This is a genomic window from Nocardiopsis sp. L17-MgMaSL7, from assembly GCF_003182025.1.
In the GTDB taxonomy this organism is placed as follows: Bacteria; Actinomycetota; Actinomycetes; order Streptosporangiales; family Streptosporangiaceae; genus Nocardiopsis; species Nocardiopsis prasina.
The window spans coordinates 51,578-71,790 of sequence record NZ_QGTF01000005.1 but is presented as its reverse complement, the minus strand read 5'-3'; the positions used below and the strand labels follow the sequence as shown (position 1 = coordinate 71,790).

Here is a 20,213-nt window from a genome sequence, read left to right as displayed (position 1 = left end):
ATTCCAGTGGTGCGGCCACGCTCGGCGGCGGTAGTGTCACGGGCGTGAACGCCCTTCCCGCACGGGTTCTCGTCGTCGAGGACGACGAGGTCATCCGCGAACTCATCCGCCTCAACCTCGAACTGGAGGGGTTCGAGGTGTTCACCGCCATGGACGGTCAGGACTGCCTGGACCGGGTCGGCCACGTCGAGCCGGACGTCATCACCATGGACGTGATGATGCCCCGCCTCGACGGCTGGTCCACGGTCGAGCGGCTGCGGTCGGACGGCTTCACGCGCCGCATCGTCATGGTGACCGCCCGCGCGCAGACGGACGACCGCAGACGCGGGGAGCGGATCGGTGTCGACGAATACCTGACCAAGCCCTTCGACCCCGACGAGCTGGTCGACCTGATCCGGGCGCTCCTCGGGGAGGGCGACGGCGGGATCGGGGGAGCGGCGTGACCCCGCTCCAACTGGAGACGCTCGTCCGGAGGGCCGCCGTGGGTGCCTTCGGACTCGGCGACGCCGACGTCCCCTTCGTGTGGCCGCGCGCCGACCACGCGGACGAGGGCGCCGACGCCGCGATCGCCCTGGCGCCCCGCCTGGTCGGTCGCCTCCGCGACGGGCTCCCCCGGGGCCGTGAGGACTCCCACCGGCTCACGGTGTCCGGAAGCATCGTCGCCCGGATCGCGGCCATGGCCGAGGAGGGCGAACCCGACGCGGGGTTCGCGCATGTCCACACGGACCAGCGCGGCTTCGCCAACTTCACCTTCACCTGCGAACAGCGCCAGAGCCTGCTCCAGGCCGCGGCGGACGGCCCCCGCTACCTCACCGGCCGGGCCTGGACCGGGGCGGGGGAGTGGCCCCACTCGGATCTGCACGAGGCCGGACCCCTCGCCCAGGCCCGCCGTTACGCCCGCGCCGACGCCCGGGCCCGCATCGCCATGGCCGTGGGCGAGAGCCCGCCTCCGCCCGGCCCCGGGGGCGAGGTCTCCTGGCGCGACCGCTACCTGGACACCGACCAGTCCGCCCTGTTCACCCCCTCGGGCCGCGCGCTCGGCCGGATCGGAGAGGCCAGCGCCCGGGTCGCGTTCTGCCGCTCGGTCCCCGAACGCCCCCGGGAGAACGAGACCACCGGCCGCGACCTGCCGGTGCTGCCCTCCGCGGACAACCCCGGATCCTGGGCCCGGCTCACCGACGCCAACCCCGCCTTCCGGCTCCGCTACGCCCACGCGCACGCGCTGAGCAGCACGCGTTGGGCGGCGGACCAGCGGGCGGCGGAGCAGCCGGCCGCCACGGGGCGGACGACCACGCGGGCGCGCTGCCACCACGAGAACGGCGCGAAGGTGCGCGGACTCCTCTTCGACGGCCCCAGCGTCCTGGACACGGCGGCGCGTCGAGAGGAACCCCATATCCTGGTGAGATACCTGGAGGCGCTGACCAGTGCCTACGATGAATGGCGGACCGGTTCCACCGCCGGAGCCGAACCGGCCACGAAACCGGAACCGACCCGGGCCGCGCTCGACCCCGCGCTGCCCGCCGCCGTCGCCGGTGTGGTCGGCACCGGCCTCTTCCTGCTCGGGGTGTCAGCGCCCACAAGGCTGTAGACACCCGCGGCCGCGAACCCGGTGGGGCCAGCCCAACCCCTGTGTTCCGATCGGCTTGGTGGACAATGGGGCGGAGCGACCGCCCCGGCCCGCCCGGAACCTCCCCCGCGCCGAACACAGCACCGCCCAGACGTACCGCAGTCCCAGCCGAAAGACCGCCATGAGCCGCTACGCCCACCCCGCCGGATCCCGCCACGCGGAGGTCCTGCCGGAGGAGAACCCGCCGCTGCCGCCGGAGGACCTCAACGCCCTGAACCCGCGGATCTGGCCCGCCACGGCGCGACGCTCCGGTGGCGAACTCACCGTCGGCGGCGTCGGTGTGCGCGCACTCGCCGCCGAGTACGGCACCCCGCTCTTCGTCATGGACGAGGAGGACTTCCGCGCCCGCGCCCGCGCCTACTCCACCGCCTTCGCCGACGCCGACGTCTACTACGCGGGCAAGGCCCTGCTCACCAGGGCCGTCGCCCGCTGGGTGGTCGAGGAGGGGCTCAAGCTCGACGTCTGCTCCGGTGGCGAGCTGGCAGTGGCCCTGGCCGCCGGGGTCCCCACCGACCGCGTCGCCATGCACGGCAACAACAAGTCGGTGTCCGAGCTGCGCCGCGCCGTGGAGGCCGGTGTCGGCCGGATCATCCTGGACTCCTTCGACGAGATCGACCGCCTGGAGGCGGTGGCCGCCGAGTCCGGCGCCCGCCCCCGGGTACTCATCCGGGTCACCACCGGCGTGGAGGCGCACACCCACGAGTTCGTCGCCACCGCGCACGACGACCAGAAGTTCGGTTTCGCGCTGAGCACCGGCGCCGCGGGCGAGGCGGTCCGCCGCGTCCTGGCCGCCGACCACCTGGAGCTGGTGGGGCTGCACTCGCACATCGGCTCGCAGATCTTCGACACGTCGGGCTTCGAGGTCGCCGCGCGCCGCGTCACCCGGTTCCTCACCCGGATCCACGAGGAGCTGGGTATCACCCTCGCCGAACTCGACCTCGGCGGCGGACTCGGCATCGCCTACACCTCCGGGGACGACCCGCTCGACCCCGGCACCATCGCGGCCAGCCTCACCGAGATCGTCCGCCGTGAGTGCGAGGACGCGGGCCTGCCCATGCCGCGTATCGCCGTGGAGCCCGGGCGCGCCGTGGCCGGTCCGGCCGGGATCACCGTGTACGAGGTCGGCACCGTCAAGGACGTCGAGGGCATCCGCACCTACGTGAGCGTGGACGGCGGGATGAGCGACAACATCCGCACCGCCCTCTACGGCTCCGAGTACACGAGCCAGCTGGTGTCCCGGGAGAGCGACGCCGAGCCGATGCTCTCCCGCCTGGTCGGCAAGCACTGCGAGAGCGGTGACATCATCGTTCACGACCTCCACCTGCCCGCCGACCTGAGGCCGGGCGACCTGGTGGCGGTCGCCGCCACGGGCGCCTACTGCTACTCCATGGCGAGCAACTACAACCACCTGCCCCGCCCCGCCATGGTGGCGGTCCGGGACGAGAACGCACGGGTGATCGTGCGCAGGGAGAACGAGGAGGACCTCCTCCGTCTCGACGTAGGCTGAACAGTCCGCCCGGCGGGCACCGCACCGGTGCCCGGCAGTTCGGACACGAGAGAAGTGGGAGTCACGCCCAAATGGCGATGAAGGTGGCGCTGCTCGGATGCGGCGTTGTGGGTTCGGAAGTCGTCCGCCTGGTCAACGAGCAGTCCGAGGAACTGGCCGCGCGGATCGGCACGCCGATCGAGATCGGCGGCATCGCGGTTCGTCGGCTGGACCGCGACCGCGGCGTCGACCCGGCGCTGCTGACCACCGACGCCACGGCGCTGGTCACCCGCCCGGACATCGACGTCGTGGTGGAGGTCATCGGCGGGATCGAACCGGCCCGTTCGCTGATGCTCGCCGCGATCAAGTCGGGCAAGTCCGTGGTGACGGCCAACAAGGCGCTGCTCGCCGAGGACGGCCAGACGCTGCACGCGGCGGCGCGTGCGGCCGGGGTCGACCTCTACTACGAGGCGTCCGTGGCCGGGGCCATCCCGCTGCTGCGCCCGCTGCGCGACTCCCTGGCCGGTGACAGGGTCAACCGGGTCCTGGGCATCGTCAACGGGACCACGAACTACGTGCTGGACCGCATGGACTCCCTGGGCTCGGGGTTCACCGAGTCCCTGGAGGAGGCGCAGACCCTCGGGTACGCGGAGGCCGACCCCACGGCCGACGTGGAGGGCTTCGACGCCGCCGCCAAGGCCGCGATCCTGGCCCGGCTGGCCTTCCACACCCAGCGGGTCACCGCCGCCGACGTCCACCGGGAGGGCATCACCGCGGTGTCGGCCGCCGACATCGCCAGCGCCCGAGCCATGGGTTGCGTCGTCAAACTCCTGGCGATCTGCCAGCGCTCGGAGGACGGGGAGTCCGTGGGCGTGCGTGTCCACCCGGTGATGCTGCCGGTCGGACACCCCCTGGCCAGCGTCAAGGAGGCCTACAACGCGGTGTTCGTCGAGGCCGAGTCCGCCGGTCGCCTCATGTTCTACGGTGCCGGGGCCGGGGGCACGCCCACGGCCAGCGCCGTCCTGGGCGACCTGGTGGCGGTGGTCCGCAACCGCCTGGCCCACACGTCGGTGTCCGAGGGTGCCCACGACACGGGACTCCCGGTGCACGACATGGGTCACACCATCACCAGCTACCACGTGGCGCTGGACGTGGCCGACCGCCCCGGTGTGCTCTCCAAGGTCGCCGAGATCTTCGCCGACCACGGGGTGTCCATCAAGAACGTGCGTCAGGAGGGGACGGGGGACGACGCCCAGCTCGTGCTGGTCAGCCACCCCGCGCCCGACGCGGCCCTGAGCAGCACCGTCGAGAAGCTCAGCGCGCACCCGATGGTCCGCGACGTCGCCAGCGTGATGCGCGTGGAGACCTTCCAGGAGTAGCCCCGCCGTCCCGGGGACGCGCCCTCGCGCGCCCCGGACGGGGTGTCCACATGGTGAGAAACACCTTCCCGAGATGCAAGACAGCTCGGGCTGGGTCATAGACTCGTAGCTGGTGGGGACCGATCGCTCCCGCGACGCCCCGCCCGCATCCCCACGCGCGCCGGGTCCGGCCGCGCGTCCAGCGCAACAGCATCCACCCGAAAGGGACACCGTCGTGAGCATGGCACGGGCGTGGCGAGGCATCGTCGAGGAGTACCGCGACCGCCTTCCCGTCAACGAGAACACCCCCGTCGTCACCCTCCAGGAGGGCGGCACCCCGCTGCTGCCCGCCACGCGCGTATCCGAGCTCACCGGATGCGAGGTCCTCCTCAAGGTCGAGGGCCTCAACCCCACCGGTTCCTTCAAGGACCGGGGCATGACCATGGCCATCACCAAGGCCGCCGAGGACGGCGCCAAGGCCGTCATCTGCGCCTCCACCGGCAACACCAGCGCCAGCGCCGCCGCCTACGCGATCCGCGCGGGCATGACCTGCGCCGTGCTGGTGCCCCAGGGCAAGATCGCGATGGGCAAGCTCGCCCAGGCCCTCGTACACGGCGCCCGCCTCCTCCAGGTCGACGGCAACTTCGACGACTGCCTGGAACTGGCCCGCAAGCTCAGCGTCGACTACCCGGTCGCCCTGGTGAACTCGGTCAACCCCTACCGCCTCCAGGGACAGAAGACCGCCGCCTTCGAGATCGTGGACGCCCTCGGCGACGCCCCGGACATCCACTGCATCCCGGTCGGCAACGCGGGCAACATCACCGCCTACTGGATGGGCTACACCGAGTACGCCAGAGACGGTGTCTCCACCAAGGCCCCGCGCATGTTCGGCTTCCAGGCCAGCGGTTCGGCGCCCATCGTCGACGGCGCCCCGGTGACCAGCCCGAGCACCATCGCCACCGCGATCCGGATCGGCAACCCCGCCTCCTGGAAGCTCGCCGAGCAGGCCCGCGACGAGTCCGGCGGCCTCATCGACAAGGTCACCGACCGGCAGATCATGGCCGCCTACAAGCTCCTCGCCGCCGAGGAGGGCGTGTTCGTCGAACTCGCCTCCGCCGCGAGCGTGGCCGGACTCCTCCAGGCCGCCCAGGCCGGTCTGGTCCCCAAGGGCAGCCGGATCGTGTGCACGGTGACCGGGAACGGCCTCAAGGACCCGGACTGGGCGCTGGCCGGAGCCTCCTCCGCCACCACCGTGCCCGTGGACGCTCTGGCCGCCGCCAGGGCCCTCGACCTCGCCTAGCCCCGCCCCGGAGCCCAACCGCCCACCCCGGGAATCGACTGGGCGTCTCCCGGGTGAGCGCCCTCCCGTCGACCTGCCCCACAGGCGAAGGGTCGACCGGGAGCCTCAGCCACGGCTGGAGGGCCAGACGGGGGCGCCTCCGCTCCAAGGGGGTGCCCGCCTGCCGACTCTGGGGCTGTCTGGGTCAGCTGACAGGCGAATCCTGTCTGCTCAGCTGCGAATCGGGTCGAGCGCCGACGGGTCTCCTCGGCCACAACTGTGAGTCCCACCCATCTCAGCCACAGCCAGTGTGCTGAGCAGGTCACCTCAGCCGCAGCCGTGGGTCCCGCCCGTCCACCCGAGCCCCAGCGGGTGTGCTGACCGGGTCTCCCCAGCCACAGCCGTGGGTCCCGCTTGCACACCTCGCCGCAGGGGGTTGCCCGTTCGAGCGCCGGAGAGGGTTCTGCAGGAGGAGTCGAGCCGTTAGCGAGGGACGAGCGTCAGGCGTGGACGAGGACGAAGAATCTCTCTGCAAAGGCGCCGAACCCGGGCCGAAGCGCAGCGGAGGCCCAAAGAAGGTCGAGAGCGCCGGAGAGGGTTCTGCAGGAGGAGTCGAGCCGTTAGCGAGGGACGAGCGTCAGGCGTGGACGAGGACGAAGAATCTCTCTGCAAAGGCGCCGAACCCGGGCCGAAGCGAAGCGGAGGCCCAAAGTGGTACAGCCGAACATGCATCGAAGCGAAGCGGAGATGCAAAAAGATAGGGATTAAGGAATGACCCCACCACGCCCCGACCGGGTGTCCGTCCGGGCCCCGGCCACCAGCGCGAACCTCGGGCCGGGCTTCGACGCGCTCGGTCTGGCCGTCCAGCTGTACAACGAGTTCCACGTGGCGACGCGCGCCGACGGTGAGGTCCGTATCCGGGTCGAGGGGGAGGGTGCGGGCGAGGTGCCGCTGGACGGGCGCCACCTCGTGGTCCGTGCCATGCGGGAGGCCTTCGAGCGGGTCGGGGAGGAGCTCCCCGGGCTGGACCTGCACTGCGTGAACGGGATTCCGCACGCGCGCGGGCTGGGCTCGTCCTCGTCGGCGATCGTGGGCGGGGTCGCGGCGGCCTCGGCGCTGCTGGGCAGGGCCGGCGCCGGGGGCGGCCCGGACCGGGACTGGATCTACCAGGTCGCCGCGGACATCGAGGGCCACCCGGACAACGTGGCGCCCTGTGTCCACGGCGGTTACACCGTGGCCTTCCGCGACGGCGACTCCTGGGGCGCCGCGCGGCTCACGCCGGACGAGCGGCTGCTGCCCGTGCTGTGCGTGCCCGGGTGGCGGCTGTCCACTGAGCGCGCGCGGGGGCTCCTGCCCGAGACCGTCTCCCACGCGGACGCGGCCTTCAACGCGGGACGCGCCGCGCTGATGACGGCGGCCGTTTGTGGCCAGACCGAATCCCTGTACGCGGCCACCGAGGATCGGCTACATGAGGCGTACCGCGCACCGGCGATGCCGCGCACCCTCGAACTCATCCGTGACCTGCGTCAACACGAGAAACTCCCGGCGGTGGTCTCCGGCGCGGGCCCCACGGTCCTCGTTCTGTGCTCCGTTCCTGAGGGACGGGCCCAGGAGGATTCGCCGGAAATCATCCGACAGGTTGATTCGATTCGCCGACGGGCGGGTAATGATTGGGACATACGCCCCCTGCACATCGAGCCGGCGGGGGTGCGGACCCCATCTCCCCATCCGTAGCATCTGTGTCGAGGAATAGCCGTGGCCTCTGGTGATGTTAGGCTTGGTGAAGCACCAGATGCCCCGTTGCGGGGCGTGTGCTCATCCGCCACAACGGCTTCCGCGTCCCATACTCCGGCGGTCCGATCTCTCGACCTGTTGGAAGCGGTGGCCCAAGTGTCGATCCAGCGGATTTCCCGCTGTGCCCACGTCTCCCGAGTACGCTCCTCCGTCATGGTCGGGCGTGTCCTCAGGGTAGACAGGCAAAACCTCCGAGCCACTCGCCCCGACGTCTGGCTGTACCCAGAGCCCGCCGCGATTGGGTAGGGGACCGTTTTCGCCGGTTTCCGACATCCACGTGGGGCACGCCCTACCCGGCCCCTGCCGGTTCGCACCATCGGGCCGGCCGCTCATGCAATCCGCTGACGGCCGAAGCCCGCTCCTTGGGAAGGACCCTTAGTGAGCGACACCACCGAACTCCGAACGGACGCGGCGGTCGACAGCAAGAAGAGCACCGACGCCTCCTCGGAGGCCGGAGAGGCCACGACCACGCGGCCTCGCGCAGCCTCGCGCGGCACCGGGCTCGCCGCCCAGAAGCTCCCCGAGCTCCAGAAGCTCGCGTCGAGCATGGGCATCACCGGTACGGGGCGCATGCGCAAGAGCGACGTCATCGCCGCGATCGAGGCCAAGCAGGGCGGCCCGGTGGGCGGTCCCGCGTCGGCCAAATCCGGAAAGAAAGCCGACACCGCTCCCAAGGCCGGTAAGGTCGAGGCAACTGACGGCCCGGCCGAATCCCAGTCTCCCGCCAAGTCGGGCACGGACGAGGCACCGCGCAGGAGCGCCGGTGAGCGGTCGTCCGACCAGGCCGTGACCGAGACCCAGGGTGGGAAGGGTGACAAGCCCTCCCGTAACCGCCGCTCGTCCCGCAGGCGCGGCGACGAGTCCGGTGACCAGACCCGCTCGGTGGACGGCACCGACTCCTCTACCTCCGCGAGCAGCGTGACCAAGACATCCAGCACCCCCCAGAAGAACGGCCCCGACTCCGAGGACCGTGACACCAGGTCCGGGCAGGGTCGCGAGCGCCAGCGCAACCGTCGCAACCGCAACCGCGGCGGTGACGACCAGAACGCCAACAACAACTCCGACCGTCAGCAGGGCGGCGGCGGTGGCGGCGGCCAGAACCAGGGCCGCGGCAACAGCGGGAACAACAACAACGACGACGACGACTTCGGTGGCGGCCGCCGCCGCGGACGCCGTCGGGACCGCCGGGACCGTCGCGGCGGACGCGGGGCAGGCCAGGAGCCGGAGCCGGTCATCGGCGAGGACGACGTCCTGCTGCCGGTCGCGGGCATCCTGGACATCCTGGACAACTACGCCTTCGTCCGTACCACCGGCTACCTGCCCGGGCAGAGCGACGTCTACGTCTCCCTGGCCCAGGTGCGCAAGCACGGCCTGCGCAAGGGCGACCACATCATCGGTGCGGTCCGCCAGCCCAAGGACGGCGAGCGCCGCGAGAAGTTCAACGCGCTGGTGCGCCTGGACTCGGTCAACGGCATGTCGCCGGACCAGGCCAGGGGTCGGCAGGAGTTCTCCAAGCTGGTGCCGCTCTACCCCCAGGAGCGTCTGCGCCTGGAGACCGAGCCGAACATCCTCACCACGCGCATCATCGACCTCGTCGCGCCCATCGGTAAGGGCCAGCGCGGTCTGATCGTCTCGCCGCCCAAGGCGGGCAAGACGATGGTGATGCAGTCGATCGCCAACGCGATCACCGAGAACAACCCCGAGTGCTACCTGATGGTGATCCTCGTGGACGAGCGTCCCGAGGAAGTCACCGACATGCAGCGCACGGTCAAGGGCGAGGTCATCCACTCGACCTTCGACCGCCCGGCCGAGGACCACACGGTCGTCGCCGACCTGGCGATCGAGCGGGCCAAGCGGCTCGTGGAGATGGGCATGGACGTGGTCGTCCTGCTCGACTCCATCACCCGCCTGGGCCGTGCCTACAACCTGGCCGCCCCCGCCAGCGGACGCATCATGTCCGGTGGTGTGGACTCCACCGCCCTCTACCCGCCGAAGCGCTTCTTCGGCGCGGCCCGCAACATCGAGGGCGGCGGCTCGCTGACCATCCTGGCGACCGCGCTGGTCGAGACCGGCTCGCGCGCCGACGAGGTGATCTTCGAGGAGTTCAAGGGCACCGGCAACATGGAGCTCAAGCTCAACCGGTCCCTGGCGGACAAGCGGATCTTCCCGGCCGTGGACGTGGACGCCTCCAGCACGCGTAAGGAGGAGATCCTGATGTCGCCGGAGGAACTGAACGTCGTCTGGAAGCTCCGCCGGGTGCTGCACGCCCTGGACACGCAGCAGGCGATCGAGCTGCTCCTGGACAAGATGAAGGAGTCCAAGAGCAACGCCGAGTTCCTCATGCAGATCCAGAAGACCACGGTGGGCCCCGAGCGCTCGTGATCGTTCCGGAGCTCCGCGCGACGAGCGCGGGGTGACGGTGTGGCGGCCCCCTCCCCGGGTTCGGGGAGGGGGCCGTTCGTGTGTCCGGGGCCGCGTCGGCGGCGGTGTTTCCGGAGTACGGAAGCCGATGATCACCAATGTGTCTCGGATCACATTGGGGGGCTGGTGGGTGTTCGTCCGTGAACGTAGGGTCACGCGGGCCAGAGTGCACACCCCCTACCAGGGAGCCGCCTGGATGGACAACCTCGCCCTGCTCAGCCTTCTCGCGCTCGTCCCGATCCTGGTCGTCGGAGTCCTGCTCGTCGGGTTCCGCGTCCCCGCCATGTACGCGATGCCCGCCGGATACGTCATCGTGGTCGCGATCGCCGTCCTCTTCTGGCGGACCGAATGGGCGGCCGTCGCGGCCTCCACGTTCCAAGGCCTGATCCTCGCCGCGGGCCTGCTCTACATCATCTTCGGCGCGCTGCTCCTGCTCTCCACCCTCACCAGGAGCGGGGCCATCGCCACCATCCGCCGCACCTTCACCGACATCACCCCCGACCGCCGGATCCAGGCGATCATCATCGGCTGGCTGTTCGGCAGCTTCATCGAGGGGGCCTCCGGGTTCGGCACCCCCGCCGCCGTGGTCGCCCCCCTGATGCTCGCCCTGGGCTTCCCCGCCATGGCCGCCGTCATGGTCGGGATGGTCATCCAGAGCACCTCGGTCAGCTTCGGCGCGGTCGGCACCCCGATCCTCGTCGGTGTCGGAGGCGGCCTGGACGGCGGGGGCGGGGTGGCGGCCCGCGCGTCCGAACTCGGCATGAGCTTCCCCGAGTACGTCACCGAGATCGGCTTCCAGACCGTCCTGCTGCACTCGATCACCGGAACCCTCGTCCCGCTGCTGATCTGCTGCATGCTCTGCGGCTTCTACGGCGAGAACCGGCGCTTCTCCGACGGCCTCGCGGTGTGGAAGTTCGCGCTGTTCAGCGGGCTTGCCCTGACCGTCCCCTCACTCCTGTACAACTACTTCCTCGGTGTCGAGTTCACCAGCCTCCTCGGCGGGCTCACCGGCCTCGTCATCGTCGTGCTGGCCGCGCGCAGGGGCTTCCTCATGCCGAAGAGGGTCTGGGACTTCCCGCCCAGGGAGGACTGGCTGGCCCGTTGGACCGGGCGGATCGAGTCCGGCAACGGCGACCAGCCGTCCGACACCGGACGTCGCGTCGGGTTCCTCAGCGCGTGGGCCCCCTACCTCCTGGTCGCCGCCCTGCTCGTGGCCACCCGCACCGTGGAGCCGGTCAAGGAGTGGCTGTCGGGCGTCACCGTGGGCGCCGACAACATCCTGGGCACCTCCATCGGGGACTCCGTCGCCCCCCTCTACTCGCCCGGGGCCACGTTCATCCTGGTCTGCCTCGTCACCTACGGACTGCACCGCATGCGGCCCCGGGAGATCGCCGACTCCTGGCGGATGGCCGGTTCCCAGCTGGCCGGGGCCGCCGTCGCCCTGCTCTTCGCCGTCCCCCTGGTACGGGTCTTCATCAACACCGGGTCGGAGTTCGGCACCACCGCCCTGGAGAGCATGCCGCTCACCCTGGCCACCGGGGCCGCCGAACTCGGCGGGCACAACTGGCCTCTGCTGGCACCCTGGATCGGTGCCCTGGGCGCCTTCGTGGCCGGGTCCAACACCGTCTCCAACCTCATGTTCTCCCTGTTCCAGCACTCCACCGCCGAACGCATCGGCGTCCCGCCGGAGAACGTCGTCGCGGCCCAGGCCGCCGGCGGCGCCGCGGGCAACATGATCACCGTGCACAACGTGGTGGCCGCCTCCGCCGTGGTCGGCCTCGCCGGGCGGGAGGGCGACATCCTCCGCCAGACCGTGGTGCCGCTGACCTACTACCTGCTGATGGCCGGTTCGCTGGCGTACCTGTTCATCCACGGACCTGGAGCCAACGCCGGGCTGCTCATGCTCTGCCTCACTCTCGCGGCCACCGCCGCCACCCTGTGGTGGCTGTGGCGCAACGACCGCCACAAGCCCCTGTCGGGCACGACGAGCGGCTCGCGGACGCCGAAGGGGGGTCGGGAATAGGTACTGGTCCCGGCATGGTTGATGGTCTGGCAAACTGGTATCAGGGAACGGCCGTCCTCCCGAGGGGGAGTGCACGCCGCCCTCTTACCTGGATCGCCGCGACACCGGTTCGCGCATGGTCAACGAACACCGCCCCACCTCCGACGGTGGTGCGGTCGTCATGCGTCCGGCGGTCGCGCACTAGCAAGGAGACACACATGCAGGCCGAAATCCACCCCGAGTACGTCCCGACCGAGGTGACCTGCACCTGCGGGGCCAAGTTCGTGACGCGCAGCACCGTTACCGAGGGCAAGATCCGCGCCGACGTGTGCTCCGCGTGCCACCCCTTCTACACCGGCAAGCAGAAGATCCTCGACACCGGTGGCCGGGTCGCCCGCTTCGAGAAGCGCTTCGGCAAGCGCAGCTAGCGCTGCCCGTCGCCCGGCGGTGCCGCCCCTCCCAGGAGCGGGCGGCGCCACCGGGCATCCAGGCGGTTCCCCGCACGGGGGAGACGGACAGGGCGAGCGACAAGACGGGAACGTGGGAAAGTGAAGCTGGACGACCTCCTTGGGGAGTACTACGAGCTGGAACAGCAGCTCGCCGACCCCGAGGTGCACGCCAACCAGGCCAAGGCGCGCACGCTGGGCAAGCGCTACTCACAGCTCACCCCGATCATCGAGGCCTACCGTCAGCTCAAGGAGGTCGAGAACGACATCGACGCCGCCCGTGAGCTGGCCGCCGAGGACTCCTCCTTCGCGGAGGAGGCCGACCGCCTGACGGAGGAGGCCGAGCAGCTCACCGAGCGCCTGCGCGTCCTGCTCGTCCCGCGCGACCCCGCCGACGACAAGAACCTCATCATGGAGGTCAAGGCCGGCGAGGGCGGCGAGGAGTCCGCCCTGTTCGCGGGAGACCTGGTCCGCATGTACCTGCGCTACGCCGAGCGCCAGGGGTGGAAGACCGAGGTCATCGACGCCACCCACTCCGACCTGGGCGGGTACAAGGACATCACGATCGCCTTCAAGAACAGGGGCACCCCCGAGCCCGGCTCCGGCGTGTGGCCCATGCTCAAGTTCGAGGGCGGCGTCCACCGGGTCCAGCGCGTCCCGGTCACCGAGTCCCAGGGGCGCATCCACACCTCCGCCGCCGGTGTCCTCGTGGTCCCCGAGGCCGAGGAGATCGAGATCGTCATCAACGACAACGATCTGCGCATCGACGTCTACCGCTCCTCCGGACCCGGCGGACAGAGCGTCAACACCACCGACTCCGCCGTCCGGATCACCCACCTGCCGACCGGCATCGTGGCCTCCTGCCAGAACGAGAAGAGCCAGCTCCAGAACAAGGAGCAGGCCATGCGCATCCTGCGCGCCCGCATCTTCGCCGAGGCCCAGGCCAGCGCGGACGCCGAGGCCTCCGCCGAGCGCAAGAGCCAGGTCCGCACCGTGGACCGCTCCGAGCGCGTGCGCACCTACAATTTCCCGGAGAACCGCATCTCCGACCATCGCGTCGGCTACAAGGCCTACAACCTCGACCAGGTCCTCGACGGGGAACTGGACGGGGTCGTCAAGGCCCTGGTGGACGCGGACACCAAGGAGAGGCTCGAAGCCGCCCAATCATGAACTTCCTGCTCGACGAGGTCGCCCGCGCCACACTGAGGCTCGCGGAGGCGGGTGTGGCCTCACCCCGTACGGACGCCGAGGAACTCGCGGCGTTCGTGCACGGTGTCCGTCGAGGGGAACTCCACGCCGTCTCCGACGCCGACTTCGACGCGCGCTACTGGGAGTGCGTCTCCCGCAGGGAGGCGCGCGAACCCCTCCAGCACATCACCGGCCGCGCCTACTTCCGCTACCTGGAGCTCCAGGTGGGGCCGGGGGTCTTCGTGCCACGTCCGGAGACCGAGATCATGGTCGACTGGGCCATCGAGACCCTGCGCGCCATGGACGTGGCCGACCCCCTCGTCGTGGACCTCGGCTCCGGCTCCGGCGCCATCGCGATCTCCATCGCCCAGGAGGTCCCCCGCTCCCGGGTGCACACCGTGGAGATCGACCCCGGCGCCCTGGCGTGGACCCGCCGCAACATCGAGGCCACCGGGCACGCCGACCGCGTCACCTCCCACGAGGGCGACATGCGCACGGCTCTGCCCGAGCTCAACGGCCGCGTCGACCTCCTCATCAGCAACCCGCCCTACGTCCCCACGCAGGAGGCGGGCCTGATCCCGCCCGAGGTGCGCGACTACGACCCCGCGCCCGCGCTGTGGTCCGGCGAGGACGGGCTGGACATGATCCGCGAACTCGAGGCGGTCGGCCGCAGGCTGCTCCGCCCCGGCGGCGCCATGGCCGTGGAACACCACGACGGCCAGGGCATCGACATCCCCCGACTGTTCCCCGAGGACCGGGGCTGGCGCGACGTCCTCAATCGCAAGGACATGGCCCGGCGCGACCGCTTCGTGGTCATGCGCCGCGCCGACGGCGACGGTTAGCCCCCGTGCCCGCCGAACCACACCCCCCATCCCCACCGCAGGACCGGAAACCAGGTCCGGTCGACCGAGATTGAGGTGAACGCTGGTGAGCCGCATCTACGACTGCGCGGACGAGACCGCCCGCAAGGACGGCATCGCCGACGCCGCGTCCGCGGTACGCCGAGGCGAACTCGTGGTGCTGCCCACGGACACCGTGTACGGCATCGGCACCGACGCCTTCAGCCCGAAGGCCGTGGCGAGCCTCCTGGAGGCCAAGGGCCGCGGGCGGGACATGCCGCCGCCGGTCCTGGTGGGCTCCATGCGCGCGGCCACCGCGCTCATCGAGGACCTGGGCAACCACGGCCGCGACCTCATGGAGGAGTTCTGGCCCGGCCCGCTCACGCTGGTGTGCACCGCCACCCCCAGTCTCTCCTGGGACCTGGGCGACACCAAGGGCACCGTCGCCGTGCGGATGCCGATGGACCCGGTCGCGCTGGAACTGCTCAAGGAGACGGGGCCCATGGCGGTGAGCAGCGCCAACAAGTCCGGTCAGCCCGCCGCCGCCACGGCGGAGGACGCGATCGAGCAGCTTGGCGACGAGGTCGCGGTGTACCTGGACGGCGGTGAGGCGGAGAGCCCGGTGGCCTCGACCATCGTCGATCTCACGTACGCGGTACCCCGGGTGCTGCGCTCCGGGGCGATCTCCATCGAGCAGCTGCGCTCGGTGTGCGGCACCGTGATCGGGGAGCTGCGCAAGGGCCGGACCAAGCCGAAGGCACAGGCGGAGCCCGAACCCGAAACCGAGGCGGCGGCCGAACCGCCGGAGGCCGGGACCACCGAGCCGGAGGCCGAAGCCTCCAAGGACACCGACCGCTCCGAGAGCTAGAGGATCAGGCAGTGCGGGAGTACGCGCTCACCTTCGTCATCGCCGCCGCGGTGACCTACCTGCTGGTCCCGCTGGTACGCCGACTGGCGATCGCCTTCGGCGCCGCGCCCCCGGTGCGCGACCGCGACGTGCACACCGAACCCATTCCGCGGCTGGGCGGACTGGCGATCTACGGGGGTTTCGCGGCCGCGCTGCTCATCTCGGCGCAGCTGCCGCACCTCCAGAACGTCTTCGTCGCCAAGACGTGGATCGGTCTGCTGCTGGCGGGCGGCCTCATCACGGTCATCGGCGTCATCGACGACCGGTGGGGGATGGACGCGCTCAGCAAGCTGGCCGGTCAGGTCGCGGCCGCGGGCATCCTCGTCTGGCAGGGCGTCCAGCTGCTGTGGCTGCCCCTGCCGGGTACCCAGCTCTCACTGGGGCCGTGGCTCGGGGCGATGGTCTCCATCCTGCTCATCGTGGTGACCATCAACGCGGTCAACTTCGCGGACGGTCTGGACGGGCTCGCGGCGGGCATCGTCGGCATCTCGTCGCTGGCCTTCTTCGCGTACTACTACGTGGTGGCGGTGGAGCAGGGATTCGTCCGCCAGTCCTATCCGGCGATGATCGCCATCATCCTGGCCGGGACCTGCGTGGGTTTCCTCTTCCACAACTTCCACCCGGCCCGGGTGTTCATGGGCGACACCGGCTCGATGCTGCTCGGCCTGCTGCTGACCTCCATCACCATCACGGTCACCGGCCAGTTCGACGCCAACACCGCGAGGGAGGAGTTCAGCTCCTCGGGCCTGGTGGTCTTCCTGCCGATCGCGCTGCCGCTGCTGGTGATCGCGCTGCCCCTGGCGGACCTCGTCCTGGCCGTGCTGCGTCGGACGCTGGCGGGCAAGTCCCCGTTCGCCCCGGACCGGGGCCACCTCCACCACCGGCTCCTCGACATGGGGCACACGCACACGCGCGCGGTGCTGCTCATGTACCTCTGGGCGGGGATCGTGGCCTTCGCCGCAGTCTCCCTGTCCATCTTCGACTCGGCCCTCATCGTCCTGACGGTCACGGTGCTGGTCGCCACCTGTGCCGTCGGTCTCATCGCGCTGCCGCGTCTGCGCCGCCGCGGCCTGCTGCCGTGGGACCGGGGGAACAGGCCCGCCGCGAAGGCAGATCACCATCGGTCAACCGATGGATAAATGCGGGGTCACGTTCGGGACCGAGGTCCCGACAGCCGTTCCGAATGTGCGCTGGTGTGAAGCTCGCGGCAAGTGTGGGCAAGGTGACACAAGTTCCGAAGGGGCCGCCGAACGGGGCTTTCGCGAGGCGTTAAGACCGCGTTAAGGGCACCCTGGATTTGGCACCAAAAACCTTGTGATAGCTTTCACGAGCAGGTACTCACTGAACCCCACGGAGCTTCGTCATGCAGGAACACGACGCCCGGATTCTCCGCGGCGCCGCGCTTCCGAGCGCCGCGTGCGGGGTCCTGGCCATCGCGGTCTCGGGCCTTCTCGCGGGAGCGGCCGGAGCTCTCAGTTCGGCCCTGGCGGTCGGCATCATCCTCGCCTGTTTCGGGCTGGGGCAGTGGGCGGTCATGATGGTCACCCGGAGGAACAGGGACCTGTTCCTCGCCGCGAACCTGCTCGGTTTCGTCGTCAAGATGGCGCTGCTGGGCATTCTGTTGGTGACCCTGGGCCGGAGCCCCCTCATCACGGACCTCAGTAGCAACGCCTTCGTCTACAGCGCGTTGGCCGTCGTACTGGCCTGGCTGGGTGGGCAGACCTGGGCCACTTCCAGGGCGAAGATCCTTCACGTGGACCCGAGCGAGAGCTCGGAGAACACGTGATGGGGTGCCCCGCCGCGACCCGCCGGAACGGGCGTAATAACCTGTTCCAGGGCAGCCGGGCTGCCAAGTCCCAGCCGAGCCCCACATGCTATATTCCGGAGCGAGATGAGCAGCGAACCAGCCAGGAAGAAGGGCTCCAGTGCGCCTCCAGCACCGCGAGAGTCCGACGGTTGGGCGCTCTTCTCCACTCTGCTCGCGGGTGTGCTCGTGTGGAGTGCGATCGGCTGGGGTGCGGACAGGCTCCTGGGATTCCAGGCCCTCTTCCTGCCCATCGGGGCCGTTCTCGGCATGGTCGGCTCGATCTATCTGATCGTCGCCAAGACACGCCACCTCTGAGCTCCCCGCAGTTCCGCGTCGCCCATCTCGCGACGACGCTTGCAGTCACAACCATCAACGAGGCTTTCTTGCGTCACGACGAAAGGATTCGCCGTGAGTGCTGACGTGCGCATTCTCGCGGCCGAACCGGGTTGCCATCTCTTCGGCGACAACGGTTGCGGGTTCACGGCCCCCACTATCGGGATGTTCTTCCCCGAACCGTGGTTCGCCAACATCCCCGGCAGCGCGGGCATCGACCTGTACCTGGTTCTGTTGCTCGTCGCGGTCGGTGCCGTCCTGCTTCTGTGGTCGTGGTTCAGCAGGAAGCTGAGCCTCGTCCCCGGCCGCAGGCAGAGTGTCGGCGAGCTGCTCATCCTGTTCATCCGGGACAACATCACCCGGCCGACCATGGGTGAGAAGGGTGACAAGTTCATCCCGTTCATGACGGGCATCTTCTCGCTCATCCTGGCCATGAACTTCACCGGCCTGATCCCGGGCATGCTCCCGGTCAACAGCAACCTCGCCTTCACGGTGATGTTCGCGCTCACGATCTACGTGATGACGATCGTGATCGGCATCAAGCACCAGGGCGGCTGGGGCTACTTCCGGAACCAGATCTTCCCCCCGGGCATGCCCAAGTGGATCTACGTCCTGGTCACCCCGATCGAGATCCTCTCGGTCTTCCTCATCCGCCCGGTGACGCACGCCCTGCGTCTGTTCGCGACCATGTTCGCGGGCAGCCTGCTGCTGGCCGTGTTCGCCTACGGCGGCTGGTACATGCTCAACCTGACGGCGGAGCCGATGCTCGCCGCGGTCTCCGTGTTCTACTCCGGTGCCGCGCTGCTCGGGTACATCGCCTTCTTCGTCTTCGAGATCGCGATCATGCTGATCCAGGCCTTCGTGTTCACGCTGCTCGCGAGCCTGTACCTCAACCAGTCGCTCGAAGCGGCTCACTAAAGACCCCCTCCACGTTCCCCCGATCCCCTGATCGGACCAGGACGCGGAGTGCTGAAGACCCGTCCAAACCGGCGAACTGACCAATCGCAGAACGCGACGCCGGACGTCGAGTAAAGGGAAACACCATGGACATCGCTGCGATCACCGGCAACATCAACACCATCGGTTACGGCATCAGCGTCATCGGCGCCGGTATCGGTGTCGGTATCGTCTTCGGTCTCGGTATGCAGGCCATCGCCCGCCAGCCCGAGGCCCGCGGCCCGCTCCAGACCAACATCTACCTCGGCTTCGCCCTCATCGAGGCCCTGGCCATCCTGGGCTTCGTTCTCGCCTTCGCGGCTCCCGGCGCCTAGTCGGAATCGCCAACCGTTTTCTGATGGCAACTGACGCGAAGGAGGGCTGACCATGCTGTTGGAGTTGGCAGCCGAACCAAACATTCTGCGGATCGACTGGGTGAAGTTCACCTTCGGCGCGATCGCGCTTGCCGTGATCTACTTCTTTGTGGTCCGCAAGTCGGTCCCCAAGGTCATGAAGGTCCTCGACGAGCGTCACGACGCCATCGAGGGCGGCATCGAGCGGGCCAAGAAGGCCGAGGCCGAGGCCGAGGAGATCCGCCAGCAGTACCGCGAGAAGCTCGAAGAGTCGCACCGCGAGTACGCGCAGGAGCTCGAGAAGGCCAAGGAGCAGCGCGCGGCGATCATCGCCGAGGCTCGCGAGGAGGCCCAGGTCGAGGCCCAGCGCATCATCGACTCCGCCAAGGCGCAGATCGAGGCGGACCGGCAGCAGGCCTTCGTCCAGCTCCGCGGCGAGATCGGCAACCTGTCCACCGAGCTCGCGAGCCGCATCGTCGGCGAGACGCTCAGTGACAGCGCCGCTCAGACGCGGGTGGTGGACCGGTTCCTGGAGGAGCTGGGCCAGGACGAGAGCGCGAAGCAAGCCGAGGTGCGCTGATGCGTGGTATCAGCCGTAACTCCCTGGCTGAGGCGATCCGGCGCCTGGACGAGAACGTCCTGGCGTCGGCTGGCGCCGGGAACGCGGTCTCGCTGGGCGGCGAGCTCTTCGAGGTCGTCGCCCTGGTCAGCGGTGAGCACTCGCTCCGCCGCTGGCTCGCGGACCAGGCCAACGACCCCGAGAAGAAGACCGCTCTGATCGGTCAGATCCTCGAGGGCAAGGTCTCGCCGTCCACGGTCATCGTGGTCAGCGACGTCGTCTCGCAGCCGTGGTCCACCGGGCGCGACATGCTGGACGCCCTGGAGCGGACGGCGGTCTACGCGACCGTCGCCTCCGTAGAGGGCACCCGGCTGGACGAGCTCGAGGACGAGCTGTTCCGCTTCCAGCGGATCGTCGTCGCCGAGCCCGAGCTGCGTTCGGCCCTCACCCGTGAGGGTGTGGCCGACGCCCACCTGAACGCGCTGATCGAGAACCTGCTCTCGGGCAAGGTGAGCGCCGCGACGCTGGCTCTGGTCAGCCAGGCGGTCACCCACCCCCGGGGTCGTACCCTGGAGCAGGCGCTCGACAACTTCGGACAACTGGTGGCCGAGCGCGCGAAGCGCTTCATCGCCGTCGTCCGTACCGCCCACGCCCTGACCGAGACCCAGCAGACGCGCCTGCGCACCCTGCTGAGCCGCAAGTACGGCCGTGAGATCCACCTGAACATCGAGGTCGCCCCGGAAATCCTGGGTGGACTCTCCATCCAGGTGGGCGACGAGGTCATCGACGGCACGATCGCCGGGCGCATCGCTGAGGTCCAGCGCCGCCTGGCCGGCTGACGCGAAGACAAGCAAGCACGCACGGCGCCGGCCCGGCGC

Annotated in this window: 19 protein-coding genes; all 19 read left to right on the top strand. The window is 69.8% G+C overall.

The features are described 5' to 3' along the window. Positions 1-44 precede the first annotated feature (44 nt). Entirely contained in the window at positions 45-443 is a 399-nt protein-coding gene (locus BDW27_RS10225) for a response regulator transcription factor (protein WP_017546062.1), read from the top strand. After that, positions 440-1,588 (top strand): DALR anticodon-binding domain-containing protein, encoded by a 1,149-nt coding sequence (locus BDW27_RS10220; protein ID WP_110049137.1) that lies wholly within the window; start codon positions 440-442, stop codon positions 1,586-1,588. The genes BDW27_RS10225 and BDW27_RS10220 overlap by 4 nt, the downstream gene beginning before the upstream one ends. 160 nt (positions 1,589-1,748) lie before the next feature. After that, positions 1,749-3,134, top strand: coding sequence for a diaminopimelate decarboxylase (gene lysA / locus BDW27_RS10215; protein ID WP_017546064.1), 1,386 nt, complete (start codon positions 1,749-1,751; stop codon positions 3,132-3,134). Between the two features lie 71 nt (positions 3,135-3,205). Continuing rightward, positions 3,206-4,492, top strand: a complete 1,287-nt coding sequence (locus BDW27_RS10210; RefSeq protein ID WP_110049136.1) for a homoserine dehydrogenase — start codon at positions 3,206-3,208, stop codon at positions 4,490-4,492. 220 nt (positions 4,493-4,712) lie between these two features. After that, the gene (gene thrC, locus BDW27_RS10205) at positions 4,713-5,771 is read left to right on the top strand and encodes a threonine synthase (protein ID WP_199560607.1); all 1,059 of its coding nucleotides are present in this window, start codon (positions 4,713-4,715) and stop codon (positions 5,769-5,771) included. A 750-nt stretch (positions 5,772-6,521) separates the two neighbouring features. After that, positions 6,522-7,484, top strand: coding sequence for a homoserine kinase (gene thrB, locus BDW27_RS10200; RefSeq protein WP_199560606.1), 963 nt, complete (start codon positions 6,522-6,524; stop codon positions 7,482-7,484). 438 nt (positions 7,485-7,922) lie between these two features. Then, a complete protein-coding gene (gene rho / locus BDW27_RS10195; protein ID WP_110049133.1) occupies positions 7,923-9,926 on the top strand; it encodes a transcription termination factor Rho in 2,004 nt (667 codons plus the stop codon). 235 nt (positions 9,927-10,161) lie between these two features. Further along, on the top strand, positions 10,162-11,988 hold the full coding sequence (locus BDW27_RS10190; RefSeq protein WP_233515713.1) for an L-lactate permease: 1,827 nt from the start codon (positions 10,162-10,164) through the stop codon (positions 11,986-11,988). A gap of 197 nt (positions 11,989-12,185) precedes the next feature. Next, positions 12,186-12,395 (top strand): 50S ribosomal protein L31, encoded by a 210-nt coding sequence (rpmE, locus tag BDW27_RS10185; RefSeq protein ID WP_017546070.1) that lies wholly within the window; start codon positions 12,186-12,188, stop codon positions 12,393-12,395. 120 nt (positions 12,396-12,515) lie between these two features. Then, the gene (gene prfA, locus BDW27_RS10180; RefSeq protein ID WP_017546071.1) at positions 12,516-13,583 is read left to right on the top strand and encodes a peptide chain release factor 1; all 1,068 of its coding nucleotides are present in this window, start codon (positions 12,516-12,518) and stop codon (positions 13,581-13,583) included. Beyond that, on the top strand, positions 13,580-14,443 hold the full coding sequence (gene prmC / locus BDW27_RS10175; RefSeq protein ID WP_049575474.1) for a peptide chain release factor N(5)-glutamine methyltransferase: 864 nt from the start codon (positions 13,580-13,582) through the stop codon (positions 14,441-14,443). Before prfA ends, prmC begins: the two co-directional genes overlap by 4 nt. 85 nt (positions 14,444-14,528) lie before the next feature. Beyond that, on the top strand, positions 14,529-15,308 hold the full coding sequence (locus BDW27_RS10170) for an L-threonylcarbamoyladenylate synthase (RefSeq protein ID WP_110049131.1): 780 nt from the start codon (positions 14,529-14,531) through the stop codon (positions 15,306-15,308). A gap of 11 nt (positions 15,309-15,319) precedes the next feature. Further along, a complete protein-coding gene (locus tag BDW27_RS10165; RefSeq protein ID WP_110049130.1) occupies positions 15,320-16,486 on the top strand; it encodes an MraY family glycosyltransferase in 1,167 nt (388 codons plus the stop codon). 224 nt (positions 16,487-16,710) lie between these two features. After that, on the top strand, positions 16,711-17,133 hold the full coding sequence (locus tag BDW27_RS10160; protein ID WP_017546075.1) for a hypothetical protein: 423 nt from the start codon (positions 16,711-16,713) through the stop codon (positions 17,131-17,133). Positions 17,134-17,238: 105 nt separating this feature from the next. Beyond that, positions 17,239-17,469, top strand: a complete 231-nt coding sequence (locus BDW27_RS27465; RefSeq protein ID WP_026129511.1) for a hypothetical protein — start codon at positions 17,239-17,241, stop codon at positions 17,467-17,469. A gap of 105 nt (positions 17,470-17,574) precedes the next feature. Further along, positions 17,575-18,405, top strand: a complete 831-nt coding sequence (atpB, locus tag BDW27_RS10150; protein WP_017546077.1) for a F0F1 ATP synthase subunit A — start codon at positions 17,575-17,577, stop codon at positions 18,403-18,405. 125 nt (positions 18,406-18,530) lie between these two features. Then, positions 18,531-18,758, top strand: coding sequence for an ATP synthase F0 subunit C (gene atpE / locus BDW27_RS10145; RefSeq protein WP_017546078.1), 228 nt, complete (start codon positions 18,531-18,533; stop codon positions 18,756-18,758). A 52-nt stretch (positions 18,759-18,810) separates the two neighbouring features. Then, positions 18,811-19,356 (top strand): F0F1 ATP synthase subunit B, encoded by a 546-nt coding sequence (gene atpF / locus BDW27_RS10140; protein WP_110049129.1) that lies wholly within the window; start codon positions 18,811-18,813, stop codon positions 19,354-19,356. Then, a complete protein-coding gene (locus tag BDW27_RS10135) occupies positions 19,356-20,174 on the top strand; it encodes a F0F1 ATP synthase subunit delta (RefSeq protein ID WP_017546080.1) in 819 nt (272 codons plus the stop codon). Before atpF ends, BDW27_RS10135 begins: the two co-directional genes overlap by 1 nt. Positions 20,175-20,213 lie beyond the last annotated feature (39 nt).

Coding starts and splice junctions, on each gene's coding strand:
- lysA (WP_017546064.1), top strand. CDS start 1,749: ATGAGCCGCTACGCCCACCCCGCCGGATCCCGCCACGCGGAGGTCCTG.
- BDW27_RS10210 (WP_110049136.1), top strand. CDS start 3,206: ATGGCGATGAAGGTGGCGCTGCTCGGATGCGGCGTTGTGGGTTCGGAA.
- thrC (WP_199560607.1), top strand. CDS start 4,713: ATGGCACGGGCGTGGCGAGGCATCGTCGAGGAGTACCGCGACCGCCTT.
- thrB (WP_199560606.1), top strand. CDS start 6,522: ATGACCCCACCACGCCCCGACCGGGTGTCCGTCCGGGCCCCGGCCACC.
- BDW27_RS10190 (WP_233515713.1), top strand. CDS start 10,162: ATGGACAACCTCGCCCTGCTCAGCCTTCTCGCGCTCGTCCCGATCCTG.
- rpmE (WP_017546070.1), top strand. CDS start 12,186: ATGCAGGCCGAAATCCACCCCGAGTACGTCCCGACCGAGGTGACCTGC.
- prmC (WP_049575474.1), top strand. CDS start 13,580: ATGAACTTCCTGCTCGACGAGGTCGCCCGCGCCACACTGAGGCTCGCG.
- BDW27_RS10160 (WP_017546075.1), top strand. CDS start 16,711: ATGCAGGAACACGACGCCCGGATTCTCCGCGGCGCCGCGCTTCCGAGC.
- BDW27_RS27465 (WP_026129511.1), top strand. CDS start 17,239: ATGAGCAGCGAACCAGCCAGGAAGAAGGGCTCCAGTGCGCCTCCAGCA.
- atpE (WP_017546078.1), top strand. CDS start 18,531: ATGGACATCGCTGCGATCACCGGCAACATCAACACCATCGGTTACGGC.
- atpF (WP_110049129.1), top strand. CDS start 18,811: ATGCTGTTGGAGTTGGCAGCCGAACCAAACATTCTGCGGATCGACTGG.
- BDW27_RS10135 (WP_017546080.1), top strand. CDS start 19,356: ATGCGTGGTATCAGCCGTAACTCCCTGGCTGAGGCGATCCGGCGCCTG.